Consider the following 26,137-nt stretch of genomic DNA (forward strand, 5'->3'; position numbering starts at 1 on the left):
TTATGTAAGCTTAGAAAGTGAGACTTAAGTTTCACTTTCTAGTCTAAATATAAAATAACCTATATAAACTAAGGAGGAATTTAGAATGGCTAAAGCTAAATTCGAACGTTCTAAACCCCATGTTAACATCGGTACAATCGGCCACGTTGACCATGGTAAAACTACATTAACTGCTGCGATCACTACAGTTCTTGCAAAAGCTGGTGGTGCTGAAGCACGCGGATACGATCAAATCGACGCTGCTCCAGAAGAAAGAGAGCGCGGAATCACAATCTCAACTGCACACGTTGAGTACGAAACTGAAACTCGTCACTATGCACACGTTGACTGCCCAGGTCATGCTGACTATGTTAAAAACATGATCACTGGTGCTGCTCAAATGGACGGCGGTATCTTAGTAGTATCTGCTGCTGATGGTCCAATGCCTCAAACACGTGAGCACATCCTTCTTTCTCGTCAAGTAGGTGTTCCTTACATCGTTGTATTCTTAAACAAATGCGACATGGTAGACGACGAAGAATTATTAGAATTAGTTGAAATGGAAGTTCGCGACCTATTATCTGAATACGGATTCCCAGGCGACGATATTCCTGTAATTAAAGGTTCTGCTCTTAAAGCTCTTCAAGGAGAAGCTGAGTGGGAAGAAAAAATCATCGAATTAATGGCTGAAGTTGATGCTTACATCCCAACTCCAGAACGTGAAACTGACAAACCATTCTTAATGCCTATCGAGGATGTATTCTCTATCACAGGTCGTGGTACAGTTGCAACTGGTCGTGTTGAGCGTGGAATCGTTAAAGTTGGTGACGTAGTAGAAATCATCGGTCTTGCTGAAGAGAATGCTAATACAACTGTAACTGGTGTAGAAATGTTCCGTAAGCTTCTTGACCAAGCTCAAGCTGGAGATAACATCGGTGCTCTACTTCGTGGGGTTGCTCGTGAAGACATCCAACGTGGACAAGTTCTTGCTAAAACTGGCTCTGTAAAAGCACACGCTAAATTCAAAGCTGAGGTTTTCGTATTATCTAAAGAAGAAGGTGGACGTCACACTCCATTCTTCGCTAACTACCGTCCACAGTTCTACTTCCGTACAACTGACGTAACTGGTATCATCCAATTACCAGAAGGTACTGAAATGGTAATGCCTGGTGACAACATCGAAATGACTATCGAACTTATCGCTCCAATCGCTATCGAAGAGGGAACTAAATTCTCTATTCGTGAAGGTGGACGTACAGTAGGTTACGGTGTAGTTGCTACAATCGTTGCTGAGTAGTCTTTAATTAGATTATTAAAAACTCAAGGGATTCTCCCTTGAGTTTTTTTATTGCTTATTACTATAGAAGAAAGAGATGCATTTTCTATTTTTGAATGAGTTTCTTCTATAGTATATAAAACGAAAGTGACACCCAAAAACTGTAAGTTAAATAAGAGTAGATGAAAACTTGATATTCTTTAAAGTGCCATGTATAATAGCAAAAGTAGAGAAAAGCAGATGCAAACAAAAAGATGCTTGCATCTAGACGAATAACATTGTATAATAGACAATGTTGGTCTTTGACTGCGATGAAGTGGAAGGTTGCTGACACACCCGGCCGCTTTGCCATGGCATGGTGTGGGGAAATTTCCATGGAGAAGGTCTATTTTAGAAATAGGCGAACGAAGGAGGGAAAATAATGGCAAAAGAAAAAATTCGTATCCGTTTAAAAGCTTATGATCACCGTATTCTTGATCAATCAGCTGAGAAAATTGTAGAAACAGCTAAGCGTTCTGGGGCAACAGTTTCTGGTCCGATCCCATTACCAACTGAGAAGACTATTTACACAATTCTTCGTGCTGTTCATAAGTACAAAGATTCTCGTGAACAATTCGAAATGCGCACGCACAAACGTTTAATCGACATCGTGAGTCCTACTCCACAAACAGTAGATTCATTAATGCGTTTAGACTTACCATCTGGTGTAGATATCGAAATCAAATTATAATTCATATAACTTAAAAATGTAGGAGGTGTAACTCATGACCAAAGGAATCTTAGGAAGAAAGATCGGTATGACTCAAGTATTTGCTGAGAACGGTGAGTTAATCCCAGTAACGGTAATCGCTGCTAATCCAAACGTTGTTCTTCAAAAGAAAACAACTGAAACTGATGGCTACAACGCAATTCAGTTAGGATTTGAAGATAAACGTGAAAAGTTAACTAACAAACCTGAACAAGGCCACACTGCTAAAGCATCTACAACTCCTAAGCGCTTCATTCGCGAAATCCGCGATGCAGACGTGGACGGATTAGAGGTTGGTCAAGAGGTAAAAGTTGAAGTTTTCGCTGCAGGTGAAATCGTTGACGTAACAGGAATTTCTAAAGGTAAAGGTTTCCAAGGTGTTATTAAACGCCACGGACAATCTCGCGGACCTATGTCTCATGGTTCTCGCTATCACCGTCGTCCAGGTTCAATGGGGCCAGTTGCTCCGAACCGTGTATTCAAAGGCAAAAAACTTGCTGGACGTATGGGTGGAGACCAAGTTACTATCCAAAACTTAGAAATCGTTCAAGTTGACACTGAGCGCAACTTATTACTAGTAAAAGGTAACGTTCCAGGTGCTAAGAAATCTCTTGTAGTTGTTCAAGGCGCTGTGAAGGTTAGCAAATAATTCACAATAGGAAGGAGGAATTCCAATGCCAAAAGTTACTGTATATAACCAAACTGGTTCACAGGTTGGTGAAATCGAATTAGCTGAAGCTATTTTCGGTATCGAACCAAATGAAGCTGTACTATTTGAAGCTGTAATGATGCAACGTGCATCTTTACGTCAAGGTACACACAAAGTAAAAACTCGCTCTGAAGTTCGCGGTGGTGGTCGTAAACCATGGCGTCAAAAAGGAACTGGACGTGCTCGTCAAGGTTCTATCCGCTCTCCTCAATGGCGTGGTGGTGGTACGGTATTCGGACCTACACCAAGAAGCTATGCGTACAAACTTCCTAAGAAAGTTCGTCGTTTAGCAATCAAATCTGCATTAGCTACTAAAGTAGTTGAGAACAACATTGTAGTTCTTGAAGACCTAGTGTTAAATGCACCAAAAACAAAAGACATGGTAGCAGTACTTAAAGGATTAACTGTTGAGAAGAAAGCTCTTATCGTAACTGCTGATGCAAACGAATCTGTAGAGTTATCTGCTCGCAATATCCCAGGAGTAACAGTAATCACTGCTGATGGCGTAAACGTGCTAGATGTGCTTCATCATGATAAGCTAATCATGACAAAAGCGGCAGTGGAAAAAGTAGAGGAGGTGCTTGCATAATGAGAGATCCTCGTGATATCATTAAGCGCCCAGTTATCACTGAACGTTCTATGGAAATGATGGCTGAAAAAAAATACACGTTCGACGTGGACGTTAAATCTAATAAAACAGAAGTTAAAGACGCGATAGAAGCGATCTTTGGTGTTAATGTAGACAAAGTAAATATCATGAACTACAAGCCGAAAGCAAAACGCGTTGGTCGTCACGCTGGTTTTACTAGCCGTCGTCGTAAAGCAATCGTTAAGCTAACTGCTGACAGCAAAGAAATCGAAATCTTCCAAGGCGTTTAATTCTTACTAAAGAAGGAGGGAAATTGAGATGGGAATTAAAAAGTATAATCCAACTACTAACGGTCGTCGTAATATGACTACGAATGATTTCGCTGAAATCACGACCGACAGACCGGAAAAGTCTTTACTTGCTCCTTTAAGCAAAAAGGCTGGTCGTAATAACCAAGGTAAAATTACTGTACGTCATCAAGGTGGCGGACATAAGCGTCAATACCGTATCATCGACTTTAAGCGTAACAAAGATGGAATTCCAGGACGCGTTGCTACGATCGAATATGATCCAAACCGCTCTGCGAATATCGCATTAATTAATTACGTTGACGGTGAAAAACGTTACATTCTTGCTCCTAAAACTTTAGAAGTAGGTATGGAAGTTGTGTCTGGCCCTGAAGCTGACATTAAAATCGGTAACGCATTACCATTAATCAACATTCCAGTAGGTACTGTTGTTCATAACATCGAGCTTAAGCCTGGTCGTGGCGGACAATTAGTTCGTTCTGCTGGTACATCTGCTCAAGTACTTGGTAAAGAAGGAAAATACGTACTTGTACGTTTAACTTCTGGTGAAGTACGTTTAGTATTATCTGCTTGTCGCGCTTCAATCGGTCAAGTTGGTAACGAACAACACGAACTTATCAAAATCGGTAAAGCAGGTCGCTCTCGCTGGTTAGGTAAGCGTCCAACAGTTCGTGGTTCTGTAATGAACCCGGTTGATCACCCACACGGTGGTGGTGAAGGTCGCTCTCCAATCGGACGTAAGTCTCCAATGTCTCCATGGGGTAAACCAACTCTTGGATTCAAGACTCGTAAGAAAAACAAAGCGTCTGATAAATTTATCGTTCGTCGTCGTAAAAAATAATGGGATTGTAGTACGGTTCGCTTCAAGAACCGTACGCCAATCACGAAGGGAGGCACCAAAATGGCTCGTAGCTTAAAAAAAGGACCATTTGTCGATGATCACTTAATGAACAAAATGGAAAAATTAGTTGCATCTGAGCAAAAACAAGTTGTTAAAACTTGGTCTCGCCGTTCAACAATCTTCCCTCAGTTCATCGGACATACAATTGCTGTATATGATGGTCGTAAACACGTACCTGTGTACATCACTGAGGATATGGTTGGCCATAAGTTAGGTGAATTCGCACCAACTCGTACGTATAAAGGTCACCTTGCTGACGATAAGAAAACTAGAAGATAATGAGAGGAGGCACTTCAATGCAAGCTAAAGCAGTAGTGAGAACAGTTCGTATTGCTCCTCGTAAGGTTCGTTTAGTAGTAGACTTAATCCGAGGTAAGCAAGTGGGTGAAGCGATTGCTATCCTTAACCACACACCAAAAACTGCTTCTCCAGTTGTAGAAAAAGTTTTAAAATCTGCAATCGCAAATGCAGAGCACAATTATGAGATGGATATTAACAACCTAGTTGTTGAAAAAGTCTTCGTTGACGAAGGTCCAACGTTGAAACGTTTCCGTCCACGTGCAATGGGTCGTGCAAGCCAAATTAACAAACGCACAAGCCACATCACAGTTGTGGTATCAGAAAAGAAGGAGGGATAATCGATGGGTCAGAAGGTTAATCCAATTGGTCTTCGTGTCGGTATTATCCGCGACTGGGAATCTCGTTGGTTCGCTGAGAAAGATTATGCTACGTTATTACATGAAGACATCAAAATCCGTGAGTACATTACTGTACGCTTAAAAGATTCTGCTGTTGCTAAAGTAGAAATCGAACGTGCAGCAAATCGTGTAAATGTTACAATTCACACTGCGAAACCTGGTATGGTAATTGGTAAAGGTGGTACTGAAGTTGAAGCACTTCGTAAAGCTCTTAACCAATTAACAGGCAAGCGTGTACACATCAACATTTTAGAAGTTAAGAGAGCTGATCTTAACGCTAAATTAGTAGGCGAAAACATCGCTCGTCAATTAGAAAACCGTGTATCATTCCGTCGTGCACAAAAGCAAGTTATTCAACGTGCTATGCGTGCAGGAGCAAAAGGTATTAAAACACAGGTTTCTGGTCGTCTTGGCGGAGCTGATATCGCTCGTGCAGAATCTTACAGTGAAGGAACTGTTCCACTTCATACACTTCGCGCTGATATTGACTATGCAGCAGTTGAAGCTGATACAACATACGGTAAATTAGGCGTAAAAGTATGGATCTACCGTGGAGAAGTCCTTCCTACAAAAAAGAAAGCTTCTGAGGAAGGAGGAAAATAATATGTTAATGCCTAAACGCGTAAAATATCGTAGAGAGCATCGTGGTAAAATGCGTGGTCGTGCAAAAGGTGGAACTGAAATCGCTTTTGGTGAATTCGGTTTACAAGCACTAGCTGCTTCATGGATTACAAACCGTCAAATCGAAGCTGCTCGTCGTGCAATGACTCGTCACATGAAACGTGGCGGTAAAGTATGGATTAAAATTTTCCCTTCTAAACCTTACACTGCAAAACCTCTAGAAGTACGTATGGGTTCCGGTAAAGGGGCACCAGAAGGCTGGGTAGCAGTAGTAAAACCTGGGAAAATTATGTTTGAAATTGCGGGTGTATCTGAAGAGGTAGCACGCGAAGCATTACGTCTTGCAGCTCACAAATTACCAGTGAAATGTAAATTCGTAAAACGTGAAGTAAATGGTGGTGAATCTAATGAAAACTAATGATATTCGTGAATTAACCACTGCCGAAATCGAAACAAAAGTTAAAGCTTTAAAGGAAGAGTTGTTTAATCTTCGCTTCCAACTTGCTACAGGACAATTAGAGAATCCAACTCGCATCCGTGAAGTACGTAAAGCGATTGCTCGTATGAAAACTGTAGTTTGTGAAAGAGAGATCGGAATTAATCGATAAATTGAGGGGAGGTTTGCATAGTGAGCGAACGTAACCAACGCAAAGTTTATACTGGTCGTGTTGTTTCTGACAAAATGGACAAAACGATTACAGTTTTAGTTGAAACTTACAAAACTCATTCCTTGTACGGAAAACGTGTTAAGTATTCTAAAAAGTATAAAGCCCATGATGAGCAAAACCAAGCGAAACTTGGCGATATCGTTAAAATCATGGAAACTCGCCCGCTTTCTGCTACTAAGCGTTTCCGTTTAGTTGAAATCGTTGAAGAAGCGGTTGTTATCTAAATAGACGAATCGGAATTTTTAGTCCGAAGGGAGGTTTCATAACATGATCCAACAAGAATCTCGTTTGAAAGTTGCTGACAACTCTGGTGCCCGCGAACTTTTAACAATTAAAGTATTAGGCGGCTCTGGTCGTAAATATGCTTATATTGGTGATATTATCGTTGCTACGGTAAAACAAGCAACACCAGGTGGCGTTGTTAAAAAAGGTGACGTTGTTAAGGCAGTAGTGGTACGTACGAAGAGCGGAGCTCGTCGTCCGGACGGTTCTTACATTAAATTTGATGAAAACGCAGCGGTTATCATCAAAGACGATAAGAGCCCACGTGGTACTCGTATCTTCGGACCAGTAGCTCGTGAATTACGTGATAGCAACTTCATGAAGATCGTTTCTTTAGCTCCAGAAGTTCTATAATTTAAGGTATTGCCTTGCTAAGGAGGTGCAGAATTAAGATGCATGTAAAAAAAGGTGATAAAGTTCAGGTAATCACTGGTAAAGACAAAGGAAAACAAGGTGTTATCCTTGTGGCTTTCCCAAAGCAAAACCGTGTTATCGTTGAGGGTGTTAACATCGTTAAAAAACACTCTAAGCCATCTCAATTAAATCCACAAGGTGGAATTATTACGAAAGAAGCACCTATTCACGTTTCTAATGTTATGGTATTAGATCCGAAAACAGGCGAACCTACTCGCGTAGGCTTCAAAGTAGAAGATGGTAAAAAAGTGCGTATTGCAAAAAAATCTGGTGAATTATTAGATAAATAATTTTCTTAAGAAAGGAGGTCACTTCATTGAATCGCCTTAAAGAGAAGTTCCAAAAGGAAATTACTCCTGCTCTAATGAGCAAGTTTAACTATAAATCTGTGATGGAAGTACCGAAAATCGAAAAGATCGTAATCAACACTGGTGTTGGTGACGCGGTATCTAACTCAAAAGCTTTAGACAATGCAGTAGAAGAATTAACTCAAATCGCAGGTCAAAAACCTGTTGTAACTCGCGCTAAAAAATCAATCGCTGGTTTCCGTCTTCGTGAAGGTATGCCAATCGGTGCGAAAGTAACTTTACGCGGTCAGCAAATGTATGAGTTCTTCGACAAATTAGTATCAGTTTCTTTACCACGTGTACGTGATTTCCGTGGTGTTTCTAAGAAATCATTTGATGGTCGTGGGAACTACACATTAGGTGTTAAAGAGCAACTAATTTTTCCTGAGATTGATTATGATAAAGTAAGTAAAGTCCGAGGTATGGACATCGTAATCGTTACTACAGCGAAAACTGATGAAGAAGCTCGTGAACTTTTAACACAATTCGGTATGCCATTCCAAAAATAATGGAAGCCAACGCTAAGTAGAGGAGGCGAAAACGTGGCTAAAAAATCTATGATCGCGAAACAAAAGCGTACTCCTAAGTTTAAAGTACAAGAGTATACACGTTGCGAACGCTGCGGTCGTCCGCATTCTGTATACCGCAAATTTAAGCTTTGCCGTATTTGTTTCCGTGAACTTGCATATAAAGGTCAAATTCCTGGTGTTAAAAAAGCTAGTTGGTAAAACCCACAAATGGGAAGGAGGTAAAACACATGGTGATGACAGATCCAATTGCAGACATGCTTACTCGCATCCGTAATGCGAACATGGTACGTCATGAGAAATTAGAGGTTCCTGCTTCTAAAATCAAAAAAGAGATCGCTGATCTTTTAAAACGTGAAGGTTTCATTCGTGATGTAGAATACATCGGGGATAACAAACAAGGTATCCTTCGTATTTTCCTGAAATATGGTGCAAACAATGAACGTGTAATCACTGGATTAAAACGTATCAGTAAACCTGGCTTACGCGTTTACGCAAAAGCTGATGAAGTACCTCGTGTACTTAACGGATTAGGTATCGCTCTTGTTTCTACATCTAAGGGAGTAATGACGGACAAAGACGCTCGTCAATTACAAACTGGTGGAGAAGTAGTAGCATACGTTTGGTAATATATATTTAAAACGAACGGAGGTGTGACCACATGTCTCGTATTGGTAAAAAGATTCTTGAAATCCCTGCAGGTGTTACTATTACAGTTGCAGAAGACAATACTGTAACAGTAAAAGGCCCTAAAGGTGAATTAACTCGTACTTTCAAAACTGATATGTCTATCAAAATTGAAGAAAATACACTAACAGTTGAGCGTCCATCTGAACAGAAGGAACACCGTGCATTACACGGTACAACTCGTGCTTTAATCGGAAACATGGTTGAAGGTGTAACTACAGGTTTTGCACGCGGACTTGAATTAGTCGGTGTTGGTTACCGTGCTCAAAAACAAGGTGATAAACTTGTTTTAAGCGTAGGTTATTCTCATCCAGTAGAAATGACTCCAGAAGCAGGACTTGAAGTTGAAGTACCTGTACCAACTAAAATCGTAATTAAAGGTATCGACAAGCAACGTGTTGGCGAATTTGCTGCTAACATCCGTGCTGTACGTGCTCCTGAACCATATAAAGGTAAAGGTATTCGTTACGAAGGCGAAGTTGTTCGTCGTAAAGAAGGTAAAACTGCTAAGTAAACCCGTTAGGTGAAAGAAAGGAGTGACAAGAATGATCACTAAAGCTGCTAAAAATGCGACTCGTAAGAAAAGACATGCACGTGTACGTGCTAAACTTACTGGTACTGCAGAACGTCCACGTTTAAACGTGTACCGTTCTAACCAACATATTTACGCTCAAGTTATTGATGATGTAAATGGTGTAACATTAGTAAGTGCATCTACTCTTGATAAAGACCTTGCTCTTAACGGTACTAGCAATACTGAAGCTGCTACGAAAGTTGGAGAATCAGTTGCTAAGCGTGCTGTAGAGAAAGGCGTTAAAGAAGTAGTATTTGATCGCGGTGGTTACTTATACCATGGCCGTGTTAAAGCTCTAGCTGAAGCTGCTCGTGAGGCTGGATTACAATTTTAATGGTCAAAGGAGGGAAAATTGATGCAACGCATTGACCCAAGTAAATTAGAACTTGAAGAACGTGTAGTTACGATAAATCGTGTCGCGAAAGTTGTTAAGGGTGGTCGTCGTTTCCGCTTTGCTGCACTAGTTGTAGTTGGCGATAAAAACGGTCATGTTGGATTCGGTACTGGTAAAGCACAAGAGGTACCAGACGCAATCCGTAAAGCTATCGAAGACGCTAAGAAAAACCTAATCGCAGTACCATTAGTTGGTACAACAATTCCACACACAATCAACGGTCATTTTGGAGCTGGTGAAGTATTCTTAAAACCTGCTGCTGAGGGTACTGGTGTTATTGCTGGTGGACCTGTTCGTGCGGTACTAGAATTAGCTGGTGTACAAGATATTCTTTCGAAATCTCTTGGTACTAACACACCAATCAACATGATTCGCGCTACTGTGAACGGATTAAGCGAACTTAAGCGCGCTGAAGATGTTGCAAAATTACGCGGTAAATCTGTAGAAGAGCTACTAGGTTAAGGAGGGAAAACAAATGGCGAAAAAGTTAGAAATTACCCTCACTCGTAGTGTAATTGGTCGTCCACAAGATCAACGTGCGACGGTAGAAGCTTTAGGTCTTAAAAAGTTGAATTCAACTGTAGTTAAGGAAGAAACTCCTGCTATTCTTGGTATGATCAACAAAGTTTCTCACCTTATAACTGTAAAAGAAGCTTAAGGATAACTCATTAATATAAGGAGGTGCCTGGGAATGAAACTTCATGAATTAAAACCTGCAGAAGGTTCTCGTAAAGTACGTAACCGTGTCGGTCGTGGTATCGGTTCTGGTAACGGTAAAACTGCTGGTAGAGGTCATAAAGGACAAAACGCACGTTCTGGCGGCGGTGTTCGTCTTGGCTTCGAAGGTGGTCAAACTCCACTATTCCGTCGTTTACCAAAACGCGGCTTCACAAACATTAACCGTAAAGAGTTTACTATTGTAAACTTATCAACGTTAAATCGTTTTGAAGATGGTACAGAAGTAACACCTGAATTATTGCTGGAAACTGGCGTTATCAGCAAATTAAACGACGGTGTTAAAATTCTTGCAAGCGGAGCAGTAGAGAAAAAATTAACTGTTAAAGCGCACAAGTTCTCTTCAAGTGCTAAAGAAGCAATTGAAGCAGCTGGCGGATCAGTTGAGGTGATCTAATGTTTCGTACAATCTCCAACTTTATGCGCGTTGCTGAGATAAGACGTAAAATATTATTCACTTTAGCGATGTTAGTCGTATTCAGAATTGGCACGTTTATCCCAGTGCCATTTACAAATGGAGACGTACTGAAAGCACAAGATCAATTAAATGCCTTAGGTATCCTAAATACATTTGGCGGTGGCGCCTTGAAGAACTTCTCCATCTTCGCGATGGGAATCATGCCGTATATTACAGCATCCATCATCGTGCAATTATTGCAGATGGATGTTGTTCCTAAATTTTCGGAATGGTCGAAGCAAGGCGAAATGGGCCGTCGTAAACTAACGCAATTCACGCGTTACTTTACAATTGTTCTTGCGTTTATTCAGGGGTTTGGTATGTCAATCGGTTTTAACGGTATGGTAGGTGGGCAATTAATTTTGAATCCAGGTTGGAGCACTTATTTATACATTGCTACGGTACTGACTGCTGGTACTGCATTTTTAATGTGGTTAGGTGAACAGATTACATCTAAAGGTGTAGGTAATGGTATTTCCATTCTTATCTTTGGTGGTATTGCCGCAGCGATCCCAAGTGTTATATCTCAAGTGTATCAACAACAGTTTCAAAATATCGGAGATCAATTGTTCATGAGTATCGTTAAAGTTGCATTGATTTTACTAGCTGTGCTAGCAGTTATTGTTGGTGTTATTTTCATTCAACAGGCTGTTAGAAAGATCCCAATTCAATACGCGAAGCGTGTAACAGGAGGGAATGGGAATCATGCTGGAGCACAAAACACTCATTTACCACTTAAGGTAAATAGTGCGGGTGTTATTCCAGTCATTTTTGCTGTTTCATTCTTAATTACGCCTCCAACTATTGCACAGTTCTTCCCGAAACATGATGTATCGCAGTGGATTATTGCAAACTTTAACTATTCTCACCCAGTGGGAATGATCATATATGTTGCGCTCATTGTGGCCTTCACATACTTCTATGCATTTGTTCAGGTTAATCCAGAGCAAATGTCAGAGAATCTAAACAAGCAAGGTGGATATGTTCCAGGTATTCGTCCGGGTAAGAATACAGAACAATATCTAACAAAAATCTTGTATCGTTTGACCTTTGTGGGATCAATTTTCCTAGCAGCGATTGCAATCTTACCAGTTATCTTTACGAAATTGGGAAATCTTCCTCCATCTGCACAGATTGGCGGAACGAGTATGTTAATCGTTGTCGGCGTTGCTTTAGAAACAATGAAGCAGCTAGAAAGCCAATTAGTAAAACGCCATTACAAAGGGTTTATCAAGCAGTGAGTAAGTGGGAAGAATTATCTTCCCTACATGCTCATGTACTGAGGGGGAACAAGGATGAACTTAATTTTAATGGGGCTTCCTGGTGCTGGTAAAGGTACACAAGCCGAACAGATTGTTGCCAAGTATAACATCCCTCACATCTCAACGGGAGATATGTTCCGTGCAGCTATGAAGGCTGAAACTGAACTTGGTTTACAAGCAAAATCTTTTATTGATAAAGGTGCGCTTGTTCCAGATGAAGTTACAATCGGAATTGTTCGTGAACGTTTAAGTCAAGAAGACTGTATTAAAGGATTCTTATTAGATGGTTTCCCACGAACTGTTGCACAAGCATCAGCTCTTGAAGAGATTATGAAAGATCTTGGCAAAAAAATCGATTATGTTTTAAACATTAATGTGGATTCAGGGTTGTTATTAACACGCCTTACAGGTCGTCGCATTTGTAAAGAGTGCGGTGCGACTTACCACTTAGAATTCAATCCGCCAGCAAAAGCTGATGTGTGCGATAAATGTGGTGGCGAATTATATCAACGCTCTGATGACAACGAGGAAACTGTAGCAAATCGTTTAGATGTAAATATTAAGCAAACAAAACCTTTGCTTGATTTCTACGGGGAGCTTGGTTACTTAGAAAGCATTAATGGTGAGCAAGATATCAATAAAGTATTTGCTGATATCGATGTTCTCATCGGGTGCTTAGCGTAATGATCATCTGCAAAACTCCTCGCGAGATAGAAATCATGCGAGAAGCTGGCAGGATCGTTGCTTTAACTCATCAAGAGTTGAAACAACATATTACTCCAGGAATTACAACGAAAGAGCTCAATCAAATAGCGGAAAAGACGATTCGAAAATATGGTGCTACGCCATCTTTTAAAGGATATAACGGATTTCCGGGGAGCATATGTGCTTCTGTAAATGAAGAGCTTGTACACGGGATTCCAGGGAAGCGTAAGCTCGAAGAGGGCGATATCATCAGTATCGATATTGGTGCGAAATACAATGGGTACCATGGAGATTCTGCATGGACATATCCAGTTGGAAACATTTCTGAATCTGTTCAAAAGTTACTTGATGTCACAGAAAAATCGTTGTATCTTGGTCTAGAACAAGTAAAACCAGGCGAAAGATTATCAAATATCTCACATGCGGTTCAAACCCATGCTGAAGAGAATGGATTCTCGATCGTTAGGGAGTATGTTGGTCACGGAATCGGGCAAGACTTACATGAGGACCCTCAAATCCCGCACTATGGTCCACCAAATAGAGGCCCTAGATTAAAGCCGGGAATGGTCATCTGTGTTGAGCCGATGGTGAATCAAGGAAGACGATATGTAAAAACACTATCTGATGACTGGACAGTGGTAACGGTAGATGGTAAATGGTGTGCCCACTTTGAGCACACGATTGCTCTTACAGAAGCAGGATACGAAATCCTTACCACTTTATAAGTAGCTGGCTCTCCGGGATTTCAGAGCAGTGTAAAATGTTACTGATTTGAAGAAGGGAGAACTATTGAATGGCTAAAGATGATGTAATTGAAGTCGAAGGTACCGTTCTTGAAACGTTGCCAAATGCTATGTTCAAAGTAGAATTAGAGAATGGGCATGTCGTATTGGCTCACGTTTCTGGTAAAATCCGTATGAACTTTATTCGTATTTTACCAGGAGACAAAGTTACGGTAGAATTATCTCCGTACGATTTAAATCGTGGTCGTATTACGTACCGTTTTAAATAATATAGCACTCCGTAATCTTTAAGGAGGTTCGAGACATGAAAGTAAGACCGTCAGTTAAACCAATCTGCGAAAAATGTAAAGTTATTCGTAGACGTGGAAAAGTAATGGTTATTTGTGAAAACCCTAAACATAAACAAAAACAAGGTTAATCAGAAGGAGGTGCATTCATAATGGCACGTATCGCAGGTGTAGATATTCCTCGTGACAAGCGCGTTGTTATTTCTTTAACTTACGTATTCGGCATTGGTCGCCCAACTGCTGAAAAAATTCTTACAGAAGCTGGTATTTCTTCGGAAGCACGAGTTCGTGATTTATCGGAAGATGAATTAGGACGTATCCGTGATATCATCGATCGTATTAAAGTTGAGGGAGACCTTCGTCGTGAAGTATCTCTTAACATTAAACGTCTAATGGAGATCGGTTCTTACCGTGGTCTTCGTCACCGTCGTGGTTTACCAGTTCGTGGTCAAAACTCTAAAAACAATGCTCGTACACGTAAAGGTCCACGTCGTACAGTAGCAAATAAAAAGAAATAATAAGTAAAGGAGGTTGAACTAACAATGGCACGTAAAACAAACACTCGTAAAAAACGTGTGAAAAAGAATATTGAAGCTGGTATAGCTCATATTCGTTCTACTTTCAACAACACAATCGTAACACTTACAGATACTCACGGTAACGCACTTTCTTGGTCTAGTGCTGGTGCACTTGGTTTCCGTGGATCTCGTAAATCTACTCCATTCGCTGCGCAAATGGCTGCTGAAGCTGCTTCTAAAGTTGCAATGGAGCATGGTTTAAAAACTTTAGAGGTTACTGTTAAAGGTCCTGGTGCTGGTCGTGAAGCTGCAATTCGTGCTCTTCAAGCGGCAGGTCTAGAAGTAACAGCAATTAGAGATGTTACTCCAGTTCCTCATAATGGATGTCGTCCACCAAAACGTCGTCGTGTGTAATTTTTCTGTATAGAATTTTCCCTTTTGTCTATAATGGATATGATGCATTATCGAGAAATTTCGTACAGAAACATCGCTTGTTGTGCACAATCGGGAACTGCCTAAGGGGGACTTTCGGTTAAACAGAGGTTTTTCCTTTGTTTAACCGGGGTTTCGACGTTTTGAAGGAGGGTTTAGTTAATGATTGAAATCGAAAAACCGAAAATCGAAACGGTTGAACTTAACGAAGATGCTAAGTATGGCAAATTCGTGATTGAACCGCTTGAGCGTGGATATGGTACTACTTTGGGTAACTCCTTACGTCGTATTCTTTTATCCTCACTCCCTGGTGCCGCTGTAACTGCTATCCAAATCGATGGCGTTTTACACGAATTTTCAACAGTAGAGGGCGTAGTAGAGGATGTTACTACGATGATCTTAAACTTGAAAAAGTTAGCTCTTAAAATCTACTCTGAAGAAGAGAAGACGTTGGAAATCGATGTACAGGGCGAAGGTATTGTCACAGCTGCTGATATTACTCACGATAGTGATGTTGAAATCTTAAATCCAGATTTACACATTGCAACGTTAGCAAAAAATGCGCATTTCCGCATGCGTTTAACTGCAAAGCGTGGCCGTGGGTATACGCCAGCTGTTGCAAATAAAAGCGAAGATCAACCAATAGGAGTAATTCCTATTGATTCTATTTATACTCCAGTATCACGTGTGACTTACCAAGTGGAAAAGACACGTGTCGGACAAGTGGCTAATTATGATAAGCTTACGCTTGATGTATGGACGGATGGAAGCATCGGGCCAAAAGAAGCTATCTCTTTAGGTGCCAAAATCTTAACTGAGCATTTAAATATCTTTGTTGGTTTAACTGACGAAGCACAAAATGCTGAGATTATGGTCGAGAAGGAAGAAGATCAAAAAGAAAAAGTTCTTGAGATGACTATCGAAGAACTAGATCTTTCTGTTCGTTCTTATAATTGCCTAAAACGTGCAGGAATTAATACTGTACAAGAGCTTGCGAACAAAACAGAAGAAGATATGATGAAAGTTCGTAACTTAGGACGTAAATCCCTAGAAGAAGTTAAACATAAACTTGAGGAATTAGGTTTAGGTTTACGTAAAGACGACTGAGGATTTAAACCCATCAACAAAGGAGGGAACTACGAATGGCATACAGAAAATTAGGCCGTACAAGTGCGCAACGTAAAGCTATGTTACGTGATTTAGCTACTGATTTAATTATCAACGAGCGCATCCAAACGACAGAAACTCGTGCAAAAGAACTTCGTTCTGTAGTGGAAAAAATGATCACTTTAGGTAAACGCGGAGATCTTCATGCTCGTCGTCAAGCAGCAGCTTTCATCCGTAATGAGGTTGCTAACGCTGAGACTGGTCAAGATGCACTTCAAAAATTATTCGCTGATGTAGCTCCACGCTATGCTGAGCGCCAAGGCGGATACACTCGTATTGCAAAAATTGGTCCACGTCGCGGAGACGCAGCACCAATGGTAATTATCGAGTTAGTATAATGATGATTAAAAGGGCAGGACAGTTCTTTTCAAGTAACTGGTCATGGCCCTTTTTTTTTAAGTATAAAAAAATAGGCTAACTTGGCGGAAGAAAGGGTGCCTTGTATTGAAAAAAGAGAAACTTCGGACAGAAAATATATCATTTCAATATCCTGGGGCAGCCTCTTATGCATTAAAAGATGTTTCGTTTTCCTTATATGAAGGAGAATGGGTATCTGTTATTGGACAAAATGGTTCAGGGAAGTCTACACTTGCAAAATTATTGAATGGCTTATTTTTACCGGAATCAGGGACAATTACTTTAAATGATACAATGATTTTATCAGAGGAAACAGTATGGGATGTTCGAAAGCAAATTGGGATGGTATTTCAAAATCCAGATAATCAATTTGTTGGAACGACAGTACAAGATGACGTTGTATTCGGCCTAGAGAACATCGGAATGCCAAGGGAGCAGATGATAGAAAGACTAGAACAAGCTCTGCAACTTGTCCGTATGGAAGATTTTTTAAATGAAGAACCCCATTCGTTATCTGGTGGACAAAAGCAGCGAGTCGCAATAGCGGGTGTTCTAGCACTTCAGCCATCTATTTTAATACTAGATGAAGCAACTTCAATGTTAGACCCTCAGGGGAGACGTGAAGTAGTAGAAACGGTCAGACAACTTGTTAATCAAAAGGGTATTACGGTGTTATCGATTACGCACGATTTAGAAGAAGCGGCACAGTCAGACCGTATTATTATTTTGAACAAGGGAGAAATATTAGAGGAAGGTACTCCAGAGAAAATTTTCAAATCCTCTCATATGCTCCAAGAGATTGGATTAGATGTACCTTTTTCGGTGAAAATAGCAGAATTATTAAAAAGAAATGAAATTCACTTGCAAAATACGCATCTTACAATGGAAAGCTTGGTGAACGAACTTTGGAGATTACATTCCAAAAAGTAGAACATCGTTATCAATATAAAACTCCATTTGAAAGACGCGCACTTTATGATGTAGACGTGTCGTTTCCAAGTGGGGGCTATTATGCCATTATCGGTCATACTGGTTCAGGTAAGTCGACGATGATTCAACATTTAAATGGTTTATTGCAGCCGACAAATGGTACGGTTCAAATTGGTGAACATTTAATTTCAGCAGGGAAGAAAGAGAAGAAACTTAAGCCGCTACGAAAAAAAGTAGGGGTTGTCTTTCAGTTTCCAGAACATCAACTATTTGAAGAAACAGTTGAAAAGGACATTTGTTTTGGGCCTACTAATTTTGGTGTATCTGAAGAAGAGGCGAAACAAAAGGCGAAAGATGCAATCCAGCTTGTTGGATTGGACATAGAGTTATTAGCACGTTCTCCGTTTGAATTAAGCGGTGGGCAAATGAGGCGTGTTGCAATCGCAGGTGTACTTGCGATGGAACCCGAAGTGCTTGTATTAGATGAACCTACAGCAGGGCTTGATCCGAAAGGACAGCACGAGCTCATGGAGATGTTTTACAATTTGCATAAGGAGCAGGGGCTTACAGTCATTCTTGTTACCCATAATATGGAGGATGCCGCTAAGTATGCAGATCAAATAGTGGTCATGCATAAAGGAACGGTCTTTTTGCAAGGAAGAGCAGAGGAAGTATTTTCACATGCTGATGAATTAGAACAAATCGGTGTGGATCTTCCAATGTCTTTAAAGTATAAACGTGCAATTGAAGAGAAGTTTGGTATTTCAATTTCGAAGGCTACCTTATCTTTAGAGGATCTTACTCATGAAGTTGTGCAGGTGTTACGAAAAGGTGGTCATGAATCATGCAGCAGTTGATTATTGGGAGATACATTCCAGGTCAGTCACTCATTCATCAACTTGATCCTCGTACGAAGCTGTTGATTGTCTTTTTATATGTATTTGTTGTTTTCTTAGCAAATAATGCGATTTCATATGGATTTTTATTTTTATATGCACTCATTGCTTTATTTTTTGCAAAAGTGCCGATTCGTTATGTACTTTCGGGCTTAAAACCAATTTTATGGATTTTTCTTTTTACATTTTTCCTGCATATTTTTACAAATAAAGAAGGGGAAGTACTATTCCAGCTTGGTTGGTTTTCGATACATGAAAAAGGATTAGAGCAAGGGATCTACATTTCTATACGATTTTTCGTTATTATTTTAATGACGACATTATTAACGTTAACAACGACACCAATTGAGATTACAGATGGTTTAGAGACGTTATTAAAGCCGTTGAAGCGTATGAAAGTTCCTGTTCATGAAATCGCATTAATGATGTCAATTTCTCTTCGATTTATCCCCACATTAATGGATGAAACGAGTAAAATTATGAAAGCGCAGGCGTCACGTGGTATTGATTTTGCTGGAGGACCGATAAAAGATAGGATGAAAGCTATTATCTCACTACTCGTTCCACTATTTATCAGTGCTTTTAAGCGTGCAGAGGACTTAGCGATTGCGATGGAATCTCGTGGATATAAAAGTGGCGAAGGACGTACTAAATTTAGGCAACTACGCTGGAAAATAAGTGATACAGTAACAATTGTAAGCTTACTTTGTTTAGCTTGTATTTTGGCATGGGTGCGGTCGTAATGGAGAATAGAGAAATGGAAAGAATAAAATGTACAGTTGCATATGATGGCATTCATTTTTGTGGTTACCAAATTCAACCACAGCATCGTACTGTTCAACAAGAAATAGAGAAAGCATTGCAGAAGTTGCATAAAGGAGAACTTGTTCGTGTGCAGGCATCAGGCAGAACGGATTCTACCGTTCACGCCAAAGGACAAGTGATACACTTTGATACACCTTTGTCTCTTGAAGAGTGGCAATGGAGTAATGCTTTAAATACAATGTTGCCAGATGATATTATTATCAGGCAGGTAGAGAAGAAAACAGAAGAATTTCATGCACGTTACGGTGTCGAGAAAAAAGAATATCGCTATCGTGTATTATTATCAAAGACTGCAGATGTATTCCGTAGAAATTACGTATATCAATATCCATATCCGCTCGAAATAAACTCTATAAGAAAAGCGATTCCTTATTTTATTGGAACGCATGACTTTACTTCTTTTTGTTCGGCAAAAACTGACAAAAAAGATAAAGTGCGAACAATTTATGAAATCGAATTAATTGAGCAAGACGATGAATTAATTTTTCGCTTTGTAGGTAATGGATTTTTATATAATATGGTCAGAATTATTGTTGGTACGTTACTTAGCGTAGGCCAAGGAAAGCTTGATTCTGATAGTATTCCAGAGATTTTAGCGAAACAAAATCGCCAGTTTGCTGGAAAGATGGCTCCAGGTCATGGACTTTACTTATGGCAGGTAAACTATAACAACTAATCCTGGTGTAACATTTGCTTGACATTAGAAACTCAAAAGTATATCATAACATATGGTATTGTTTCTAAAACCACGATTAGCCCCGGAAGGAAATCGTGTTTAAGATAAACAATAGATTTTTTCTATGGAAAAGATAACGAGGAGGGAAACACATGCGTACGACTTTTATGGCAAAAGCTAACGAAGTTGAGCGTAAATGGTATGTGGTTGATGCTGAAGGTCAAACTTTAGGTCGCCTATCTACTGAAGTAGCATCCATTTTACGTGGTAAACACAAACCTACATTTACACCACACGTTGACACGGGTGATCATGTAATTATTATTAACGCTGAGAAAATTCATTTAACAGGTAATAAATTAAACGATAAAATTTACTACCGTCACACTAACCACCCAGGTGGACTTAAGCAAAGAACAGCTCTAGAAATGCGTACAAACTACCCTGTACAAATGTTAGAGCTTGCAATTAAAGGCATGCTTCCAAAAGGACGTTTAGGACGTCAAGTGTCTAAGAAATTAAACGTGTATGCTGGAGCAGAGCATCCACACCAAGCACAACAACCAGAAGTTTACGAACTTCGCGGATAATTAATTAAAGGAGGGCTTACTTTGGCACAGGTTCAATACTATGGCACTGGACGTCGTAAGAGTTCAGTAGCGCGCGTACGCCTAGTTCCAGGCGAAGGACGCGTTATTATTAACGGTCGTGATTTTGAAAACTATATCCCATTTGCTGCATTACGTGAAGTAGTGAAACAACCTCTAGTTGCAACAGAAACTTTAGGTAACTACAATGTACTTGTAAACGTAAATGGTGGTGGATACACTGGTCAAGCTGGTGCTATTCGTCACGGTATTTCTCGCGCTTTATTAAAAGCTGATCCAGAATACCGTCTAACATTAAAACGTGCAGGTCTATTAACTCGTGACGCACGTATGAAAGAGCGTAAAAAATACGGTCTTAAAGGCGCACGTCGTGCACCTCAGTTCTCAAAACGTTAATTTTTGTGAACTTCAAACCCCAACCATTTTGGTTGGGGTTTTTTTATGTTTAATTCTTCTTTTGTAATTTTTTTAGCTTGGAATATTTTAGTGCTATCGTCCTGCGTATGCTTCTTCTTTAGAAGCTTAGACTAATACGTATTAGGGAGGTTTATAAGTACTATGAATGTCATTGTCAGCTTACAAGAAAAACAAAAAGAAAAGCAGTTAAAATACGAGCGGAAAATGCTGCGAGAATTATCATTAAAAACATTGCGTTCAAATATTCGTGATGCCTTTCAGATGCAAGAACTTCATCGTCAGTATGAAGATTATTGTATTGAACTAGGGATAGAATCTTATTTATTAGGAGCGAGATACAGTAAATTTGGTTATCATGGTGAATCATTCTTTGATGTGAAATATAGGGCTTTAGAAGAAGAACAACAATTAACTGAAACGTTATTTCAATTTTTAACGAGTATGACTATACGTGAAATTAAGTTGCAAGACGAGGAATTGCTTTTTGAATCTTGCCAGCAGTTTATCGGCTTGTGGTGGCAGGAAGGGTATGAAAAAGGCGAAAGAAGATATCGATTAAAGCTACACTAAGACAAGCATAAACTTTCCTCTTGTCCCATATAAGTAATTAGAGGGACTAGCTGGAGGAGGAAAGGTATGAAGAGAATTCGAATTATCTCTTTTGCGCTCGCTGCGGTTGTTTTGTTTTTTTTAGTTAAACAAGAATTTCAAATTACAAAATCGTGGCGAGCTTGGAATTTACCCTTATCAGGGAAAGTGATTGTACTAGATGCTGGGCATGGTGGGCCAGACGGAGGGGCTGTTGGTGGAAAGGATATTGTAGAAAAAGATATTACGCTTGAGATTACAAAAAAGGTACAAGATTATTTACAAGAACAAGGTGCTTTAGTTATTTTAACGCGTGAAGGAGATTATGATTTAGCTAATAAAGATACAAAGTCATATAGTAGACGTAAAGCAGAGGATTTAAAAAAGCGTGTTGAGATCATTAATAAGCCTGATGTAGACTTTTTTGCGAGTATTCATTTAAATGCCCTAACTAGTAGTGGATCTAAGGGCGCACAAACGTTCTACTACCGTTCTTCGATTGAAAACGAACGGGCTGCGAAATTTATACAAGCTGAATTGAGAACAAGCTTAGAAAATACGAATCGTTCTGCTAAAACAATTCCTCACGTGTATTTATTGAAGTATGCCAAAAAACCAGGTGCTTTAATTGAGGCTGGCTTTTTATCGAACGTGAATGAAAGATATATGTTAAATTCGGAGAAATACCAGCAAAAAGTAGCGGCTGCAATATATCGTGGTATATTACGTTATTTTACGGAAAAAGGAAATCCTCCAGAATAAGGAGGATTTTTCGAGTTTCTCTCGTTAACGAAGTTTTCCGAAAATATGTTATACTGGAAATGTAAACGCATTTATTTCAAAAATAAAGAGAGATAAATTTAATTAACATTACGTTATTTTTCATACAGGGGGCTGGGCTAATTATGGTAACAAAAGAGCAGGTAGTGGAAGCATTGGAAGGGATTGTAGATCCGTTTATACATAAAACGTTAAAAGAAACAAATGCAATTAAAGAGGTAACAGTCAAGCCTGAGAAGGAACATGTAAGTGTTAAAATTGCAATTGTAAAGACAGGTACAGCGGAACAAATGCAGTTGCAGTCTGGAATTGTAAAGTTAGTAAAAGAACTTGGAGCAACAACAGTTGGACTTCGTTTTGCAGAATTTACAGAAGAGGAATTAGCTCAGTTTGCACCAACGCAAGAGGAAGAGAAAAGTGAATCCTTATTATCACCGAACTCAAATACAACATTTTTAGCAGTAGCAAGTGGAAAAGGTGGAGTAGGGAAATCGACTGTTTCAGTTAACCTTGCAATTGCTTTAGCTCGTTTAGGAAAAAAGGTTGGTATCATTGATGCGGATATTTATGGTTTTAGTGTACCGGATATGATGGGTATAGAAAAACGCCCAATTGTAAGAGGTGATAAGATAATACCAGTGGAGCGTCTAGGTGTGAAAGTAATCTCAATGGGATTCTTTGTAGAAGATAACGCACCTGTTATTTGGAGAGGACCGATGCTTGGGAAAATGTTAAATCACTTTTTCACAGAAGTAGAATGGGGTGATTTAGATTACTTAGTATTGGATCTACCACCAGGTACGGGTGATGTTGCTTTAGATGTGCATTCGATGTTGCCGGCTTGTAAAGAGATTATTGTAACAACGCCGCATCCAACAGCGGCATTTGTAGCAGCGCGCGCTGGAGCCATGGCTTTACGTACAGAACATAGTATTCTTGGTGTTGTTGAAAATATGGCGTATTTTGAAAGTAAAGCAACTGGTGAAAAAGAGTATGTGTTTGGAAGAGGTGGAGGAGATAAACTAGCTACGGAACTCCAAACGGATGTACTTGGCCGAATTCCACTTCAACAACCTGATTGGAATAAAGAGGACTTTGCGCCGTCAGTATATGAAGATACACATACAACGGGTCTTATTTATCGTACGATAGCTGAGACAGTTATTGATAAAACAGCTGTTACACAAAAATAAAGTAGTAATGAGTGGACAATATATACATTGTCCGCTCATTACTATAATTTTTATTGTTGTTCTTTGTTCCCATCTTGAGAACCACCTTCACCACCTGCGCCTTTCTTATCAGACCCACCTTTTTCGGCTTTTTGTACACCTTTACTAATGATGTCAATCATCTTAGCTTGGAAGATTGGACTTTCGGCAGTTTCGGTTAGTACTTGCTGTAAATATTGACGATATTCTTTACTCTTCATTGTTTGTAACATAATTTTCTCTACTTCAGGATTTTTCATAATCTCTATAACACCTGATTGGTATTCAGGATCTTTTAGTAAAGTTTTCATTAAGTTCGTTTGTTCTTTTCCCATACTTTTAGCAAATTTCGATGAGAACTCAGGGTCTTTAAAGAGCTTTTCCCAGAATTGTTGCCCTTTTTCAGATACCATCGCATCTTCAATCGTTTTCTTTACTACTGTTTCATCTAGTATGAGGGCTTGTTTCATTTTTTCATCAGTTAATACATCTTGGATCGCCTTTTTTCCTTGGTCGGTTTTTAAAATATCAACAATCATTTTTTTTGTTTGATCATAATCAAGTTCGGATTTTGCTTCTTTTTCTTGTGCACATGCCACTAGTGCTATAAATAGAAAAGAAGAAATCAAAACGAGCAGCATCCGTTTCATAAGTTGGAGCTCCTTTCAGCAAAGTTCTCTTTTTTTAATATAAATCTCTTTAAGGAATTTATACATTAACATGGCTAGCTTTTTGAAATTGTCATTGATACAATTCAATTAGAAATATAAGAATAATGGGGGATGTGTTGTGAATAGCCGCAAGTGGGTACGACTATTTTTTACGACGTTGTTTCTTGGTGGGATTAGCACAGTCTTTATTGGTTTTGTTTTAGAGTGGGACAAGTACGTTAAATTTTTTCAAAATTTTGACGGAAAGGAGATTCTAGCAGTTTCTTTTTGGTTGATGGGCGTAGGATTTATTTTTAGTGTTATAAGTCAAATGGGGTTCTTTGCATATTTAACGATTCATCGTTTTGGGTTAGGGATGTTTCGGTCATCTTCTTTATGGAATGCAGTGCAACTGTTCTTTATTGCGTTCGTATTGTTTGATTTCGTTTATTTAAGGTCAGTACTTATTGCAAATGGGGAAGTTTCGTTAGGGAATAACATACTTGTTGCTGGGATGTTATTTGTGTTTGGGGCAATTGTCGCTTACATAAAGAGTAAAGAAACGAATAAAAAAGCATTTGTTCCCGCTTTGTTCTTTATGGTTGTTGTAACAATTCTTGAATGGGTACCAGCGCTCCGGATTAATGATACAGATTGGTTATATTTAATGGTGATACCACTTCTATTATGTAATGCATATCAGTTACTTGTATTGCATCGTTTAATTGGACAAAAGAGTAAGTCAGTTTAATGAGAAGAGAATGGGTTTTTAATTAACCAGATTCTTATCGTCTGTAAACACTAGGATAAAAAAAGCTCTGCTATCTTAACGAAAGATAGCAGAGCTTTTTATGTGTGAAGAACCGTGTGGAAAGGAATTACTTAATATCTTCGCTTTTTGTACTTGTGTTGGAAATAAGTTGTGATACAGATGTTTGTTCATATCCGTCGCTCTTTAATTTTTGTAAGAGTAATGGTAAAGCCTTATTTGTTTGAAGGGCAGAATCAGAAGCATGTAATAAGACAATATCTCCACCCTTTAAATTGCTAGAGACGGTGGAAACGATTTTATTTACGCCGGGATTTTTCCAGTCATTTGAATTGTTACTCCAATGAACGATGGTGTATCCGAGTGATTCCGCTATTTTAAGAGTCGTTTTGTTAAAGTCGCCACTAGGTGGACGTAATAGCTTGACTTGTTTTACGCCAAGTTTTGTAAAAACATCTTGTGCCCGTAAAAGATCTCGTCGTATTTCAGTTGCTTCTAGTGAAGTGTAGGACGTGTAATTATAACCCATACTACCAATCTCATGTCCATCTTTCATGATGCGTTCGACAATATCAGGGTGTCTTTCAGCCCATGCAGCAGAGAGAAAGAAGGTTGCATTCTTAATTTCTCTTTCTTTGAGTGTATTAAGGATTGGAATAGCTTTTTGGTCTCCCCAACTAATGTCAAACGTGAATGCAACTTGTTTTTTTGCAGTGTCCCCTTTGTAAATCACTTTAGGGCCGGTAGCAGTTGAAAAAGCAGATTCATGTGAATATGTTTTTAAAAAGAGTAGCCATGCTGTAAATAAGGAAAGTACGACTATTAAGCTAATGTGTTTAAATGTCCTTTTACTCGTAATAAAAAAGAAAAACATAATATTACGCCCCTTTGTCCAATCCTTTTCAGTTACATATATGCTTTAAATTTAAAAAAGAGAACAAGGGATTAACATCGTAAGTGGTGGATATAATGAGTGATAGAATTTTGTTTTTTGATGATACATTATTGATAATTGAAAATGAGTGCGGTGTTTATCGGTACACGTAAGGAGTTATTGGGGTGATAATTTGCTTGGGATTATGTTGACGAAGGAAGAGAAAAAAGAAATGGAATACATACTGAAGAGAGAACTAGAGGAACTTTTATTTGATTTTGAAGATGAGCGTATACATAGCATTGTAAAAAAGGCGATGGAAGAAAGGTATAAAATCATTTTTTGTTTATTTCGGAGAGTTGCTAATAGGGAAGAATGTATTCGTTATGTAAGAAAAAGAATTTTTTATTAAAAAGTATTGACGTTAAGAGTAAGTATATGATAAATTAATAAACGTCGCTGATGCAGAAACACAGAAAACGACAAAAAAGAAATTGAAAAACTTAGTTGACATCGAAAAATGAAGAT

44 protein-coding genes are annotated in these 26,137 nt (G+C 39.2%); 42 read left to right on the forward strand and 2 right to left on the reverse strand.

Features of this window, described 5'->3' with window-relative positions; genetic code table 11:
- Nucleotides 1-85: 85 nt before the first annotated feature.
- From tuf to salA, 40 genes are all read left to right on the forward strand, one after another.
- Nucleotides 86-1,276: an elongation factor Tu gene (tuf, locus tag AB3X48_RS01440; protein WP_002159605.1), complete on the forward strand. Its 1,191-nt coding sequence runs from the start codon at nt 86-88 to the stop codon at nt 1,274-1,276.
- 400 nt (nt 1,277-1,676) lie between these two features.
- Nucleotides 1,677-1,985, forward strand: coding sequence for a 30S ribosomal protein S10 (rpsJ, locus tag AB3X48_RS01445; protein WP_001040595.1), 309 nt, complete (start codon nt 1,677-1,679; stop codon nt 1,983-1,985).
- 34 nt (nt 1,986-2,019) lie between these two features.
- Nucleotides 2,020-2,652: a 50S ribosomal protein L3 gene (rplC, locus tag AB3X48_RS01450; RefSeq protein WP_000160209.1), complete on the forward strand. Its 633-nt coding sequence runs from the start codon at nt 2,020-2,022 to the stop codon at nt 2,650-2,652.
- Between the two features lie 25 nt (nt 2,653-2,677).
- Entirely contained in the window at nt 2,678-3,301 is a 624-nt protein-coding gene (rplD, locus tag AB3X48_RS01455) for a 50S ribosomal protein L4 (protein ID WP_001127261.1), read from the forward strand.
- Complete coding sequence (rplW, locus tag AB3X48_RS01460; RefSeq protein ID WP_001205557.1) at nt 3,301-3,591, forward strand: 50S ribosomal protein L23; 291 nt, start codon at nt 3,301-3,303, stop codon at nt 3,589-3,591. The genes rplD and rplW overlap by 1 nt, the downstream gene beginning before the upstream one ends.
- Nucleotides 3,592-3,619: 28 nt before the next feature.
- Nucleotides 3,620-4,450, forward strand: coding sequence for a 50S ribosomal protein L2 (rplB, locus tag AB3X48_RS01465; RefSeq protein ID WP_002159604.1), 831 nt, complete (start codon nt 3,620-3,622; stop codon nt 4,448-4,450).
- 60 nt (nt 4,451-4,510) lie between these two features.
- A complete protein-coding gene (rpsS, locus tag AB3X48_RS01470) occupies nt 4,511-4,789 on the forward strand; it encodes a 30S ribosomal protein S19 (protein WP_000124452.1) in 279 nt (92 codons plus the stop codon).
- Between the two features lie 17 nt (nt 4,790-4,806).
- Nucleotides 4,807-5,148: a 50S ribosomal protein L22 gene (gene rplV / locus AB3X48_RS01475; RefSeq protein ID WP_002009773.1), complete on the forward strand. Its 342-nt coding sequence runs from the start codon at nt 4,807-4,809 to the stop codon at nt 5,146-5,148.
- A gap of 3 nt (nt 5,149-5,151) precedes the next feature.
- Entirely contained in the window at nt 5,152-5,811 is a 660-nt protein-coding gene (rpsC, locus tag AB3X48_RS01480) for a 30S ribosomal protein S3 (RefSeq protein WP_002009771.1), read from the forward strand.
- A gap of 1 nt (nt 5,812) precedes the next feature.
- Complete coding sequence (gene rplP / locus AB3X48_RS01485; protein WP_002159603.1) at nt 5,813-6,247, forward strand: 50S ribosomal protein L16; 435 nt, start codon at nt 5,813-5,815, stop codon at nt 6,245-6,247.
- Nucleotides 6,237-6,437 (forward strand): 50S ribosomal protein L29, encoded by a 201-nt coding sequence (gene rpmC, locus AB3X48_RS01490; RefSeq protein WP_002091523.1) that lies wholly within the window; start codon nt 6,237-6,239, stop codon nt 6,435-6,437. Before rplP ends, rpmC begins: the two co-directional genes overlap by 11 nt.
- Nucleotides 6,438-6,457: 20 nt before the next feature.
- Nucleotides 6,458-6,721 (forward strand): 30S ribosomal protein S17, encoded by a 264-nt coding sequence (rpsQ, locus tag AB3X48_RS01495; RefSeq protein WP_002091526.1) that lies wholly within the window; start codon nt 6,458-6,460, stop codon nt 6,719-6,721.
- A gap of 43 nt (nt 6,722-6,764) precedes the next feature.
- On the forward strand, nt 6,765-7,133 hold the full coding sequence (gene rplN, locus AB3X48_RS01500; RefSeq protein WP_002063420.1) for a 50S ribosomal protein L14: 369 nt from the start codon (nt 6,765-6,767) through the stop codon (nt 7,131-7,133).
- 38 nt (nt 7,134-7,171) lie between these two features.
- Nucleotides 7,172-7,483, forward strand: coding sequence for a 50S ribosomal protein L24 (gene rplX / locus AB3X48_RS01505; protein WP_000558201.1), 312 nt, complete (start codon nt 7,172-7,174; stop codon nt 7,481-7,483).
- A 26-nt stretch (nt 7,484-7,509) separates the two neighbouring features.
- Nucleotides 7,510-8,049, forward strand: coding sequence for a 50S ribosomal protein L5 (rplE, locus tag AB3X48_RS01510; protein ID WP_002091528.1), 540 nt, complete (start codon nt 7,510-7,512; stop codon nt 8,047-8,049).
- A 33-nt stretch (nt 8,050-8,082) separates the two neighbouring features.
- Complete coding sequence (gene rpsN, locus AB3X48_RS01515; RefSeq protein WP_001085700.1) at nt 8,083-8,268, forward strand: 30S ribosomal protein S14; 186 nt, start codon at nt 8,083-8,085, stop codon at nt 8,266-8,268.
- A gap of 29 nt (nt 8,269-8,297) precedes the next feature.
- Nucleotides 8,298-8,696, forward strand: coding sequence for a 30S ribosomal protein S8 (gene rpsH / locus AB3X48_RS01520; RefSeq protein ID WP_002091529.1), 399 nt, complete (start codon nt 8,298-8,300; stop codon nt 8,694-8,696).
- Nucleotides 8,697-8,728: 32 nt separating this feature from the next.
- On the forward strand, nt 8,729-9,268 hold the full coding sequence (gene rplF, locus AB3X48_RS01525) for a 50S ribosomal protein L6 (RefSeq protein WP_002063425.1): 540 nt from the start codon (nt 8,729-8,731) through the stop codon (nt 9,266-9,268).
- A 31-nt stretch (nt 9,269-9,299) separates the two neighbouring features.
- Complete coding sequence (rplR, locus tag AB3X48_RS01530; RefSeq protein ID WP_002009761.1) at nt 9,300-9,662, forward strand: 50S ribosomal protein L18; 363 nt, start codon at nt 9,300-9,302, stop codon at nt 9,660-9,662.
- Nucleotides 9,663-9,683: 21 nt separating this feature from the next.
- Entirely contained in the window at nt 9,684-10,184 is a 501-nt protein-coding gene (gene rpsE, locus AB3X48_RS01535; RefSeq protein WP_002063426.1) for a 30S ribosomal protein S5, read from the forward strand.
- 13 nt (nt 10,185-10,197) lie between these two features.
- A complete protein-coding gene (gene rpmD, locus AB3X48_RS01540) occupies nt 10,198-10,380 on the forward strand; it encodes a 50S ribosomal protein L30 (protein WP_001085231.1) in 183 nt (60 codons plus the stop codon).
- Between the two features lie 33 nt (nt 10,381-10,413).
- Nucleotides 10,414-10,854 carry a 50S ribosomal protein L15 gene (gene rplO / locus AB3X48_RS01545; RefSeq protein ID WP_002009754.1) on the forward strand — a complete coding sequence of 147 codons (441 nt, stop codon included), beginning with the start codon at nt 10,414-10,416 and terminating at the stop codon, nt 10,852-10,854.
- Nucleotides 10,854-12,155, forward strand: a complete 1,302-nt coding sequence (gene secY / locus AB3X48_RS01550; protein ID WP_002091534.1) for a preprotein translocase subunit SecY — start codon at nt 10,854-10,856, stop codon at nt 12,153-12,155. The genes rplO and secY overlap by 1 nt, the downstream gene beginning before the upstream one ends.
- A gap of 54 nt (nt 12,156-12,209) precedes the next feature.
- The gene (locus AB3X48_RS01555; RefSeq protein WP_002091536.1) at nt 12,210-12,860 is read left to right on the forward strand and encodes an adenylate kinase; all 651 of its coding nucleotides are present in this window, start codon (nt 12,210-12,212) and stop codon (nt 12,858-12,860) included.
- On the forward strand, nt 12,860-13,606 hold the full coding sequence (gene map / locus AB3X48_RS01560; protein ID WP_002091537.1) for a type I methionyl aminopeptidase: 747 nt from the start codon (nt 12,860-12,862) through the stop codon (nt 13,604-13,606). The genes AB3X48_RS01555 and map overlap by 1 nt, the downstream gene beginning before the upstream one ends.
- 68 nt (nt 13,607-13,674) lie before the next feature.
- Nucleotides 13,675-13,893: a translation initiation factor IF-1 gene (gene infA / locus AB3X48_RS01565; protein WP_001029884.1), complete on the forward strand. Its 219-nt coding sequence runs from the start codon at nt 13,675-13,677 to the stop codon at nt 13,891-13,893.
- Between the two features lie 35 nt (nt 13,894-13,928).
- Entirely contained in the window at nt 13,929-14,042 is a 114-nt protein-coding gene (rpmJ, locus tag AB3X48_RS01570) for a 50S ribosomal protein L36 (protein ID WP_000868344.1), read from the forward strand.
- Nucleotides 14,043-14,063: 21 nt separating this feature from the next.
- Nucleotides 14,064-14,429, forward strand: a complete 366-nt coding sequence (rpsM, locus tag AB3X48_RS01575) for a 30S ribosomal protein S13 (protein WP_002159602.1) — start codon at nt 14,064-14,066, stop codon at nt 14,427-14,429.
- A 24-nt stretch (nt 14,430-14,453) separates the two neighbouring features.
- A complete protein-coding gene (gene rpsK, locus AB3X48_RS01580) occupies nt 14,454-14,843 on the forward strand; it encodes a 30S ribosomal protein S11 (RefSeq protein WP_002009745.1) in 390 nt (129 codons plus the stop codon).
- A gap of 180 nt (nt 14,844-15,023) precedes the next feature.
- Entirely contained in the window at nt 15,024-15,968 is a 945-nt protein-coding gene (locus AB3X48_RS01585) for a DNA-directed RNA polymerase subunit alpha (RefSeq protein WP_002091540.1), read from the forward strand.
- A gap of 35 nt (nt 15,969-16,003) precedes the next feature.
- Nucleotides 16,004-16,366 (forward strand): 50S ribosomal protein L17, encoded by a 363-nt coding sequence (gene rplQ / locus AB3X48_RS01590; RefSeq protein WP_000331490.1) that lies wholly within the window; start codon nt 16,004-16,006, stop codon nt 16,364-16,366.
- Nucleotides 16,367-16,472: 106 nt separating this feature from the next.
- Nucleotides 16,473-17,315, forward strand: a complete 843-nt coding sequence (locus tag AB3X48_RS01595) for an energy-coupling factor ABC transporter ATP-binding protein (protein ID WP_002091544.1) — start codon at nt 16,473-16,475, stop codon at nt 17,313-17,315.
- Nucleotides 17,291-18,172 (forward strand): energy-coupling factor ABC transporter ATP-binding protein, encoded by an 882-nt coding sequence (locus tag AB3X48_RS01600; protein ID WP_002113327.1) that lies wholly within the window; start codon nt 17,291-17,293, stop codon nt 18,170-18,172. The genes AB3X48_RS01595 and AB3X48_RS01600 overlap by 25 nt, the downstream gene beginning before the upstream one ends.
- Nucleotides 18,160-18,954, forward strand: coding sequence for an energy-coupling factor transporter transmembrane component T family protein (locus tag AB3X48_RS01605; RefSeq protein ID WP_002091546.1), 795 nt, complete (start codon nt 18,160-18,162; stop codon nt 18,952-18,954). Before AB3X48_RS01600 ends, AB3X48_RS01605 begins: the two co-directional genes overlap by 13 nt.
- Nucleotides 18,955-18,968: 14 nt before the next feature.
- A complete protein-coding gene (gene truA / locus AB3X48_RS01610; RefSeq protein WP_088098627.1) occupies nt 18,969-19,712 on the forward strand; it encodes a tRNA pseudouridine(38-40) synthase TruA in 744 nt (247 codons plus the stop codon).
- 152 nt (nt 19,713-19,864) lie between these two features.
- On the forward strand, nt 19,865-20,302 hold the full coding sequence (gene rplM / locus AB3X48_RS01615) for a 50S ribosomal protein L13 (RefSeq protein WP_002029337.1): 438 nt from the start codon (nt 19,865-19,867) through the stop codon (nt 20,300-20,302).
- A 21-nt stretch (nt 20,303-20,323) separates the two neighbouring features.
- Nucleotides 20,324-20,716 (forward strand): 30S ribosomal protein S9, encoded by a 393-nt coding sequence (gene rpsI, locus AB3X48_RS01620; RefSeq protein WP_002009728.1) that lies wholly within the window; start codon nt 20,324-20,326, stop codon nt 20,714-20,716.
- A gap of 162 nt (nt 20,717-20,878) precedes the next feature.
- The gene (locus AB3X48_RS01625) at nt 20,879-21,307 is read left to right on the forward strand and encodes a DUF2521 family protein (RefSeq protein ID WP_002113330.1); all 429 of its coding nucleotides are present in this window, start codon (nt 20,879-20,881) and stop codon (nt 21,305-21,307) included.
- A gap of 66 nt (nt 21,308-21,373) precedes the next feature.
- Nucleotides 21,374-22,087, forward strand: coding sequence for an N-acetylmuramoyl-L-alanine amidase CwlD (cwlD, locus tag AB3X48_RS01630; RefSeq protein WP_002113331.1), 714 nt, complete (start codon nt 21,374-21,376; stop codon nt 22,085-22,087).
- Between the two features lie 143 nt (nt 22,088-22,230).
- The gene (salA, locus tag AB3X48_RS01635; protein ID WP_002159599.1) at nt 22,231-23,298 is read left to right on the forward strand and encodes an iron-sulfur carrier protein/transcriptional regulator SalA; all 1,068 of its coding nucleotides are present in this window, start codon (nt 22,231-22,233) and stop codon (nt 23,296-23,298) included.
- A 50-nt stretch (nt 23,299-23,348) separates the two neighbouring features.
- Here salA and gerD read toward each other — a convergent pair whose 3' ends face one another.
- Nucleotides 23,349-23,966 (reverse strand): spore germination protein GerD, encoded by a 618-nt coding sequence (gene gerD / locus AB3X48_RS01640; RefSeq protein ID WP_016103303.1) that lies wholly within the window; start codon nt 23,964-23,966, stop codon nt 23,349-23,351.
- A gap of 139 nt (nt 23,967-24,105) precedes the next feature.
- Between gerD and kbaA the strand changes: the two genes are divergently transcribed.
- Entirely contained in the window at nt 24,106-24,717 is a 612-nt protein-coding gene (kbaA, locus tag AB3X48_RS01645) for a KinB signaling pathway activation protein KbaA (RefSeq protein ID WP_016103304.1), read from the forward strand.
- Nucleotides 24,718-24,844: 127 nt separating this feature from the next.
- Here the strand turns inward: kbaA and pdaB are convergent, their stop codons facing one another.
- Nucleotides 24,845-25,609 (reverse strand): polysaccharide deacetylase family sporulation protein PdaB, encoded by a 765-nt coding sequence (pdaB, locus tag AB3X48_RS01650; RefSeq protein ID WP_016103305.1) that lies wholly within the window; start codon nt 25,607-25,609, stop codon nt 24,845-24,847.
- A gap of 193 nt (nt 25,610-25,802) precedes the next feature.
- On the opposite strand from pdaB, the gene AB3X48_RS01655 reads away from it, so the two are divergent.
- Nucleotides 25,803-26,021, forward strand: a complete 219-nt coding sequence (locus tag AB3X48_RS01655; RefSeq protein WP_033710542.1) for a hypothetical protein — start codon at nt 25,803-25,805, stop codon at nt 26,019-26,021.
- The last annotated feature ends 116 nt before the right edge of the window (nt 26,022-26,137 follow it).

Source organism: Bacillus sp. S4 (assembly GCF_040838205.1).
GTDB classification, from domain to species: Bacteria; Bacillota; Bacilli; order Bacillales; family Bacillaceae_G; genus Bacillus_A; species Bacillus_A cereus_U.